The organism is Streptomyces sp. YIM 98790 (genome assembly GCF_011421595.1).
Taxonomy (GTDB): domain Bacteria; phylum Actinomycetota; class Actinomycetes; order Streptomycetales; family Streptomycetaceae; genus Streptomyces.
Window position 1 is genome coordinate 1 of the sequence record NZ_WTLH01000229.1, and the last position, 8103, is coordinate 8103.

Below are 8103 nucleotides of genomic sequence, written 5' to 3' on the forward strand. Positions count from 1 at the left end.
CGCATCGCGCCGGCCGAGCCGTCCGGCCGCGACGGCTCCCACCCCAGCAGCCGGTTCAGCCCGATCACGCCGGCGCAGACGGCTCCACCGATCATGGTGCGACGCCCGGGACGGAACCGACGCTCGGGTGATTTGTCGGATGTATCCGATGGCATGACTTACTGATCTCATAGCGCTCCGCCCGCACCCCGCACCGACACCGCCGCCCGGCCGCGCGGCACCCCATCGGCGGACGCGCCCCCTTGACATCCACCCGCCCGAAATCCTTGACTAAGTCAATGAATCCCGGAGAACGCACGCTCCCCGCCGCTCCTCCCACCGCTTCCCCCACGACCGCCGACACCGACACCGCAGTCGAGGCCGTCCGGCGGTTCAACCGCGACTACACCCGGCTCATCGGCGCCCTCGACTACGAGCACCGGCTCGGCACCCCCCACTCGCTCCCCGAGGCCCGCGTGCTCTACGAGCTCTCCCGGCAGGAACGCACCGCCGTGGGCGAACTGCGCCGCGCACTGGACATGGACGCCGGCCAGCTCAGCCGCCTGCTCACCGCCGCCGAGACGGCCGGGCTGCTGGAGCGCGAGCGCGACCCGGCCGACTCCCGCCGCCAGCTGGCCCGGCTCACCGGCACCGGCCGCGAGGCCGCCGCCCTGCTGGACGCCCGCTCCCGCGCCTCGGTCGGCGCCCTGGTCGCCAGGCTCTCCCCCGCCGGGCTGGACCGCCTGCTGAACGCCCTGCGCACGGTCCGCCGCCTGCTGATGCCCGGTCCCGCCCACCGGCCGCGGCTCCGCCTGCGGGCCCCCGCCCCCGGCGACCTCGGCTGGGTCGTCCAGCGCCACGGCGCCCTCTACGCCGCCGAGTACGGCTGGAACGAAGCCTTCGAAGCCCTGGTCGCCGGGGTCGTCGCCGAGTACGCCCGGGAGCACGACCCGGCCCGCGAGGCGGCCTGGATCGNACCCGGCCCGCGAGGCGGCCTGGATCGCCGAGGCCGACGGCGAACCCGTCGGCTGCGTCTTCTGCGTCACCGACCGCGACGCCGGACCGGACACCGCCCGCCTCCGCCTGCTGCTGGTGGAACCCGACGCCCGCGGCCTGGGCGTGGGCGCCGCCCTGGTCCGCCGCTGCCTGGACTTCGCCCGCGCCGCCGGCTACCGCCGCATGGTGCTGTGGACCAACGACGTGCTCTCCGCGGCCCGCCGCATCTACGAGCGCGAAGGCTTCCGCCTGGTCGCCTCCCGCCCCCACACCCTCTTCGGCCCCCAGGAAACCGGCCAGGACTGGGAACTGGACCTCTGACGTGCTCCCCGGCCGGATCCGGCGGGGCGGCGACCGGGCGCCGCACTCCGGTGGCTACGATGCTCGCCGCCCCTCCAGCCCCGTCCCGGAAGGCACATGCCGGTGGATGCCCTGTCGCTCCTGTCCGCCGTGGTGGCCGTGGCCGGAGCTTCCGCAGCGGCCGTACTGGGCTACTGGACGCAGCGGCGGCTGCGGGCCGTCGAGCAGCGCGACCTGATGGAGACCTATGGAGCCTCCCTGGCCTGGGCCGCCTTCGACCTCCAGAGCAGGTTGTACAACATCCTGCACGGCCAGGAGGTGGACCGGGCTCCCGGCCCGCACCGGGGATTCATCACGGCGTTCCTGAAGGAGGGCACCGAGGAGGAGCGCGAGTACGTGCGGCGCAGCACCGCCTTCGTGCTCGCCGAATACCTCGGCTGGGTGGAGATCCTCCGCCGGGACGTGCAGTTCCTCGACCTCGGCCGGTCCCGTACCAACCAGCGCATCGTCACCGTCGTCTCGCAGGCGGCCTCGGCGCTCAACAAGGCCGCACCGGGCCGCGCCTTCCGTCTCTTCCGGGCACAGCAGCGGGCGATCGGCGAGCTGATGATCCACCCCGAAGGAGAACCGGGGCGCCGCAGGTGCCTCGGCTATGCGGAGTTCTCCGCACGGCTCGACACCGACGATGCCTTCCGCCGCTGGTTCGCGCCCGTGCTCAAGGACATAGACGGGCTGGCCGAGGACACCGCCCCGGCCGCTCCCCGGCTGGCGGAACTCCAGCAGACGCTCATAGCCCTGATCGATCTGCTGGACCCGAAGGCCGCGCGTTTCCCGCAGTTCCGCTCGGCCTTCGGCTGACGCCGCTCACCCCTTGGCGAGGTTCACGAACGCCCGCCAGGCACGGCGGGACACCACCAGCCGCGCCCCCTCCGCCCGCTTGCTGTCCCGCACCGGCACCACGCCGGGAACGTCCTCCCGGACTTCCAGGCAGTCCCCGCCGTTCTGTCCGCTGTAACTGCTCTTACGCCACATGATGACTGCTCCACTCGGTCATGTGCTGCTTGATAAGAGTTGCCGATTCATCCGGCGGGAGAGCTACCGCCCTGAGCAGATCATAGGTGTGCTCCGCTGCGGCAACTTCCCGTGGATCAACCGCCATCCGACCCTTCAGGTAGCCGTCGATGTGCAGGGCATCCTCCCGATCCGGCAGCCGGAACAGCGTGAAGTTGCCATCCAGATTCGGGTGCCGAGCTGTGCTGCGCGGAACGATCTGGATCACGATGCGCGGCTGCTGCCCGCGTTCCAGCAGACGGGCCAGCTGTGCCGCTGTGATCTCCGGACGGCCCACCAGCCGCATCAGCGCGAACTCGTCAATGATGAACCAGCACTGCGGCGGCGGGTCCTTCTCGAACACTTCCTGGCGGGTCATCCGTCCAGCCACCAACTCGGTCAGGTTGTCCGGACGGACCGTGCTGTACAGCTCCCGCGCGTATTCCTCCGTCTGCAACAGGCCCGGCACCACGTGGCCGACGTACGACTGGATGGCAACCGCCTCCCGCTCCATTTCCACGAACGGCAGGAACCAGTCGGGGTAGGCGTAGGTGCTGATGAGCGGGCAGAGGCGCTCGAAGGTGCCACGGGTGCCCAGGGCCCGGTCCAGTGCCCGGGCGACCTCGATGCTCGGTACCCGTTCCGCTCCCTCCAGGCGGGCGAGCAGCGACTGGCTGATGTTCGCCTTCGCCGCGAGTTCGCGCTGCGTCAGCTTCTCGGCTGTGCGCAACTCCCTGATCTCACGGGCGAAGAACTCCAGAAGGCTGGGCGGCGGCTTGGCGGTCTCTTCGGTCATACGTGCTGTTCCCGGGGCGAGTTGATGTCACTTCATCGGCATCAACGAAAAGGGTGTCCGAAAGCCACCCCACGGCGATGTCATGGATACAGCGGGTGAATACCCGGGCACCTGAGGCGCCAATCGCCACAGAGGAAGACACCTATGACCGACAACGGCCCGGCCCCGGCCTTCTCCGGAGGGTGACGTGGGCGCCTGCCACCACACCGGAGCGCTGGTCACCGATCCACGGACCGGCGACCGGCACTGCGGTGACTGCGACGCCCGGATCTACGCGGCCCGCGCCACCGGCCGATACCCGAGAGGAACAGCGATGCGCGACAACCCCGGTACGACCGTCCGGACGACTCCGGCCCTGCTGTGGCTGACCGGCCGGGAGGATCTGCTCGCCACCGCCTGGCGGGAGTTCACCGGAGCGCTCGGCGCCCGCCGGGAGGTGTCCATGACCTGCTACGAATACCCGGCCCGGCAGTTGTCCCTGGCCGGATACCGGGTCATCAGGATCCAGCTCGACGACCCGTGCTACGTCCGCGAAACCGTGGCCGACCCCGAAGACGGCCGCTGGACCGACCACACCGGCCAGGAGTGCACCACGACCGAGGTCGTGCGCACGGCTCTGGCACTGATCACGAAGCCGTGACGGTATGCCACCATTCCACTCTCTACAGTGACACCCCGATCTCGCTTTGTGCTACATTCGCACACATGGAGATCGGGGTGCGTGTTTCCGAGGCCAGGGCGGAACGCGGAGTCACTCAGGCTCAGCTTGCCGCCGCCATTGGCATGGACCGCACGGCACTGGCGAAGATCGAAACGGGCAACCGCCGGGTGACGGCTGTGGAGCTCGTGGCGATCGCGCGCGAGCTGGGACGCCGTGTGGAGTGGTTCGTCGACGAGGCCACTCCCGCGCTCACCTCCTACCGCGGCGCCCAGCCGGAGGTGGCCGCGCAGGCCATCGACCTCGAACTCGACTCACTGATCCGAGACGCGGAGTTCGTCACCTCCCACTGTCCGGAACTGGTCGAGGGACAGCCGGAACCTCTGCCGCGCCCGAGCACGGCTGAGGAGGCGGAGAAGCTGGCGTCCACCGCACGCCGGCTCCTCGGCCTGGCTCCCGAGCAACCGGCCCACGACCTCTCGCGGCTGGCTGCCCGGGTGGGACTGCTGGTCTTTGCCAGGGACCTCGGGAACGGCGCGGATGCCGGCACGGTGCTGCTGAGGCGTGGTGGCGTCGCGCTGATCAACTCGCACTGGCTGGTCGGACGGCGCCGCCTCGCCGCTGCCCACGAACTGGGTCACTTCCTCATCGCCGATCCGGTCACCTTGGACTGGCGGGTCGCCTCGGCGGAGACCGGGGACCTGGAATCCCGGCTGGACCGCTTCGCGCGCGCCATGCTGCTGCCCGGCGGAGACCTCCGGAACCGCTGGACGGAGTGGCTGTCCCTCCCGGACGAGACATGGCGCGACGCCGCGGTACGAGCCGCCAGCCACTTTGGAACGGACATGGCAACCCTGGCACGCAGGCTTCTCGAACTCGACCTGGTGGACGGGAGAGGCGCGGACGACATCCGCCGTGTCAGGACGAAGCAGGCAGACATCGTGGAGAAGAATCTCGTCGTCCGGGACGAACTGGACCGCGTATCGCTGCCGCGCCCCTACGAGGCAGCCGTGCTGAAGCTCTATCGCCGCGAGGTGATCACCGCCGACCGCGCTCTCGGGCTGCTCCGCGGCAGTTTCGACCGTGATTCCCTCCCCGATCTGCCCCCCGCGCCGGAGGCGGAGATCTGGGAAGTGACGTCGTGACCGAACCGCAGAAGGCTTACGTGCTGGACACCGGCCCGCTGAGCCATTTCGCACGGGCCCAGTGGCTTGGGGTTCTCAAGATCGTCCTGAAGGACCACCGCGTACTGATTCCCGACGTGGTCGCGCAGGAGCTGCGCAACGGAGCCGAACAGCACCACCACCTGCGCTGCGTACTCGATGCCGACTGGATTGAAACGGTTGCTCTCGAAACTCCCGCACAGTTAGCGGCGTTTGCCCACTACGAGCGTCATCTGGTCGGCGCGGACGGGCGCAACGTCGGTGAGTGCGGGGTCCTCGCGCTCGCGGAAACCCTGCCGTCTGCCGTCGCGGTCGTCGACGACCGGGTGGCCAAGGAGGCGGCCCGAGGCCGGCCCGTCACGCTGCGCCGTACCCTGGCCCTGCTGTGCGACGCGATTCACATCGGGCTTCTCACGGTACCGCTGGTTTCCGCGCTGGCAGACGACCTGATCGCGGGTAAGTACCGTCTTCCCTTCCCACCCGGTGGCTTCGCCGAATGGTGCGCCAGGGAAGGGCTTTTCTGACCCGGACCGGTCCAGCCGGGCAGGGGCCCGCGGCTGACCCTGCGCTGCCGCCCTGCGATCGGGTGCCCGGCCGTAGCCGCGCACCCGATGGGCCGAGGGCCGGGCGCGCGCCCGGTCCGGGGGCCGGTTCAGCGGTTGAGGGCGGTTTCGGCGGCGGAGAGGATGTCGGTGACGCGGGCGGCGAAGCGGGCGTCGCAGGGGTGTGGTTCGCCGGTTTCGGCGGCGGTGACCAGGGCGTCGATGGCGCGGCGGTAGGCCGCCGGGACCTCGTCCTCCTCGCGGGACGGGAGGGTGGAGATCCCCTCGACGCCGTGCAGCTCGGCGGCGACCGTGGAGGCGGCCGGGGGCATGGTGTGGCTGACGGTGAGCGTGCTGGTGGCGCCGGTGGTGTGGCGCAGCAGCAGGTGGACGGTGTCGCCGCGCCCGGGAAGGGCGCGCAGGTCGGCGGCGAGGTCGGGGATGTCGCCGAGGACGGGGAGCAGCACGGACAGCGCGTGCGGGCCGACGTCCCACAGGGCGCCCTTCTCGCGTCGCCAGGGGGAGGCCGCGTAGGGGCTCTCGGAGCCGCCGAAGATGGAGGAGAGCCATTCGGCCCGGCCGGTGTGCCAGCCGCCCGCGACGGCCTGGCGGTCGATCCAGGCGGAGGAGGCGGCGGCGAAGCGGAGGGTGAAGAAGACGACGGAGGCGACCTGGGCCTCGGCGACCGCGTCGACGACTTCGCGGGCGCCGGAGGGGGTGGTGGCCAGGGGCTTGTCGAGGAGCAGGTGGCGGCCGGCCCGGGCGGCGCGGACGGCGAGCGGGGCCTGGATGTCCGGCGGGAGGGCGACGGCCACCGCATCGCAGTCGGCGAAGAGCGCGTCGGGGTCGTCGTAGGGGCGGGTGGACAGGTCGGCGGCGAGTCCGGCGGCGGCCTCGGGGCGGCGGCCCCACACCCCCACCAGTTCCGCGTCCGGGTGGGCGGCCAGGGCCGGGCCGTGGATCATCCGGGCCCAGGGGCCGGTACCGAGCAGGCCGAAGCGCATGACGTTCTCCTCACCGAGGGGCCGCAAGACGCGCGAGCCCTCAGTTCACATGTGATTAACAGATGAGCAATCGTAAGGAAATCGCTGGTGGCGACCCTGACGGCAGCGTAACCGCAGCGCGAGGATTCCTTCGGAGGAGCACACCCGTGAGCTACAAGGCCGAGTACATCTGGATCGACGGCACATCGCCCACCGCGAAGCTGCGCTCCAAGACCAAGATCCTCGCCGACGGCGCCGAGCCTCCGGTCTGGGGCTTCGACGGCTCCAGCACCAACCAGGCCGAGGGCCACGCCTCCGACTGCGTGCTCAAGCCGGTGGCCACGTTCAAGGACCCGATCCGCGGCGGCGGCAACCTGCTGGTGCTGTGCGAGGTCTACAACACCGACGACACGCCGCACGCCTCCAACACCCGGGCCCGGCTGCGCCCGGTGGCGGAACGTTTCGCCGCACAGCAGCCGATCTTCGGCATCGAGCAGGAATACACCTTCTTTGTAGGCAATCGCCCGCTCGGCTTCCCGGAGAACGGCTTCCCGGCCCCGCAGGGCGGCTACTACTGCGGCGTCGGCGACGACGAGATCCACGGCCGCGACATCGTCGAGGCCCACCTGGACAACTGCCTGGCCGCCGGGATCAGCGTCTCCGGCATCAACGCCGAGGTCATGCCCGGCCAGTGGGAGTTCCAGGTCGGCCCGCTCTCCCCGCTGGAGGTCGCCGACCAGCTGTGGGTGGCCCGGTGGCTGCTCTACCGCACCGCCGAGGACTTCGGCGTCTCCGCCACCCTCAGCCCCAAGCCGGTCAAGGGCGACTGGAACGGCGCCGGCGCCCACACGAACTTCTCCACCAAGGCGATGCGGGAGAACTACGACGCGATCATCACGGCCTGCGAGTCGCTCGGCAAGGAGGGCAAGCCGCTGGAGCACGTGAAGAACTACGGCGCGGGTGTCGAGGACCGGCTCACCGGCCTGCACGAGACCGCCCCCTGGGACAGGTACAGCTACGGCGTCTCCGACCGCGGCGCCTCGGTCCGCATCCCGTGGCAGGTGGAACGGGACAAGAAGGGCTACATCGAGGACCGCCGGCCGAACGCCAACTGCGACCCGTACACCGTCACCCGGGTGATGGTGGACACGGTCTGCTCCGAGCTGGAGACGGCCGGCCTCGTCTGAACTCCTCCCCGCCGAGGCACATCCCCGCGCCGTCGCCCGGTGCCGGGGGTGGGGCCCGCTCCGGACGTCTCCCCGGCCGCGTTCCGCAGCTCGGCGCGGTTCCGGGGAGACACCCCAAGGCGCCTGCCGGGCAACCGGCAGGCGCCTTCGGTGCGGCCGGGGCCCGTCCGGGTCCGTTCCCGGTGTACCCAGGTACACCCGCGGCCGGGGGCCCGGGCGGCGTGACCGCCGCTCCGCCCGCCCGGCAGACTGACCACCGTCGGCAGGGACGACGTGGAGGACAGGCGATGAACGACACCGGCGGCCGGATACCGCCCGGCCGGGCCACCGGCCCCGGAGGGCAGCGCTTCGCACCCGGCGGGCAGGCCCCCGGCCGCCCCGGCGCCGGCCCGGCACACCGGCCGGGCCCCGCCGGAGCGGACGCCGGACACCCCGGGGGCACCGGAGGG

General features: G+C 71.2%; 8 protein-coding genes and 1 pseudogene. 6 read left to right on the forward strand and 3 right to left on the reverse strand.

Annotated elements, in window-relative coordinates; genetic code table 11:
- Window positions 1-278: 278 nt before the first annotated feature.
- Together GQS09_RS25040 and GQS09_RS25045 are read left to right on the forward strand one after the other, a co-directional pair.
- Window positions 279-1296: pseudogene (locus GQS09_RS25040) on the forward strand (GNAT family N-acetyltransferase).
- A gap of 96 nt (window positions 1297-1392) precedes the next feature.
- On the forward strand, window positions 1393-2133 hold the full coding sequence (locus GQS09_RS25045) for a hypothetical protein (protein ID WP_207958259.1): 741 nt from the start codon (window positions 1393-1395) through the stop codon (window positions 2131-2133).
- 6 nt (window positions 2134-2139) lie between these two features.
- Here the strand turns inward: GQS09_RS25045 and GQS09_RS25050 are convergent, their stop codons facing one another.
- Both GQS09_RS25050 and GQS09_RS25055 read right to left on the reverse strand, forming a co-directional pair.
- A complete protein-coding gene (locus tag GQS09_RS25050; protein WP_165989837.1) occupies window positions 2140-2307 on the reverse strand; it encodes a DUF397 domain-containing protein in 168 nt (55 codons plus the stop codon).
- Window positions 2297-3121: a helix-turn-helix transcriptional regulator gene (locus GQS09_RS25055; protein ID WP_165989838.1), complete on the reverse strand. Its 825-nt coding sequence runs from the start codon at window positions 3119-3121 to the stop codon at window positions 2297-2299. Before GQS09_RS25055 ends, GQS09_RS25050 begins: the two co-directional genes overlap by 11 nt.
- A gap of 187 nt (window positions 3122-3308) precedes the next feature.
- Between GQS09_RS25055 and GQS09_RS25060 the strand changes: the two genes are divergently transcribed.
- The 3 genes from GQS09_RS25060 to GQS09_RS25070 all read left to right on the forward strand — a co-directional run bounded on the left by GQS09_RS25060 (window position 3309) and on the right by GQS09_RS25070 (window position 5466).
- Window positions 3309-3761 carry a hypothetical protein gene (locus GQS09_RS25060; protein WP_165989839.1) on the forward strand — a complete coding sequence of 151 codons (453 nt, stop codon included), beginning with the start codon at window positions 3309-3311 and terminating at the stop codon, window positions 3759-3761.
- A gap of 65 nt (window positions 3762-3826) precedes the next feature.
- Window positions 3827-4924, forward strand: a complete 1098-nt coding sequence (locus GQS09_RS25065; protein WP_165989840.1) for a helix-turn-helix domain-containing protein — start codon at window positions 3827-3829, stop codon at window positions 4922-4924.
- Window positions 4921-5466, forward strand: coding sequence for a hypothetical protein (locus tag GQS09_RS25070; RefSeq protein ID WP_165989841.1), 546 nt, complete (start codon window positions 4921-4923; stop codon window positions 5464-5466). Before GQS09_RS25065 ends, GQS09_RS25070 begins: the two co-directional genes overlap by 4 nt.
- 128 nt (window positions 5467-5594) lie before the next feature.
- Here GQS09_RS25070 and GQS09_RS25075 read toward each other — a convergent pair whose 3' ends face one another.
- Window positions 5595-6488 (reverse strand): Gfo/Idh/MocA family protein, encoded by an 894-nt coding sequence (locus tag GQS09_RS25075; RefSeq protein ID WP_165989842.1) that lies wholly within the window; start codon window positions 6486-6488, stop codon window positions 5595-5597.
- A 146-nt stretch (window positions 6489-6634) separates the two neighbouring features.
- On the opposite strand from GQS09_RS25075, the gene glnII reads away from it, so the two are divergent.
- The gene (glnII, locus tag GQS09_RS25080) at window positions 6635-7654 is read left to right on the forward strand and encodes a glutamine synthetase (protein ID WP_165989843.1); all 1020 of its coding nucleotides are present in this window, start codon (window positions 6635-6637) and stop codon (window positions 7652-7654) included.
- The last annotated feature ends 449 nt before the right edge of the window (window positions 7655-8103 follow it).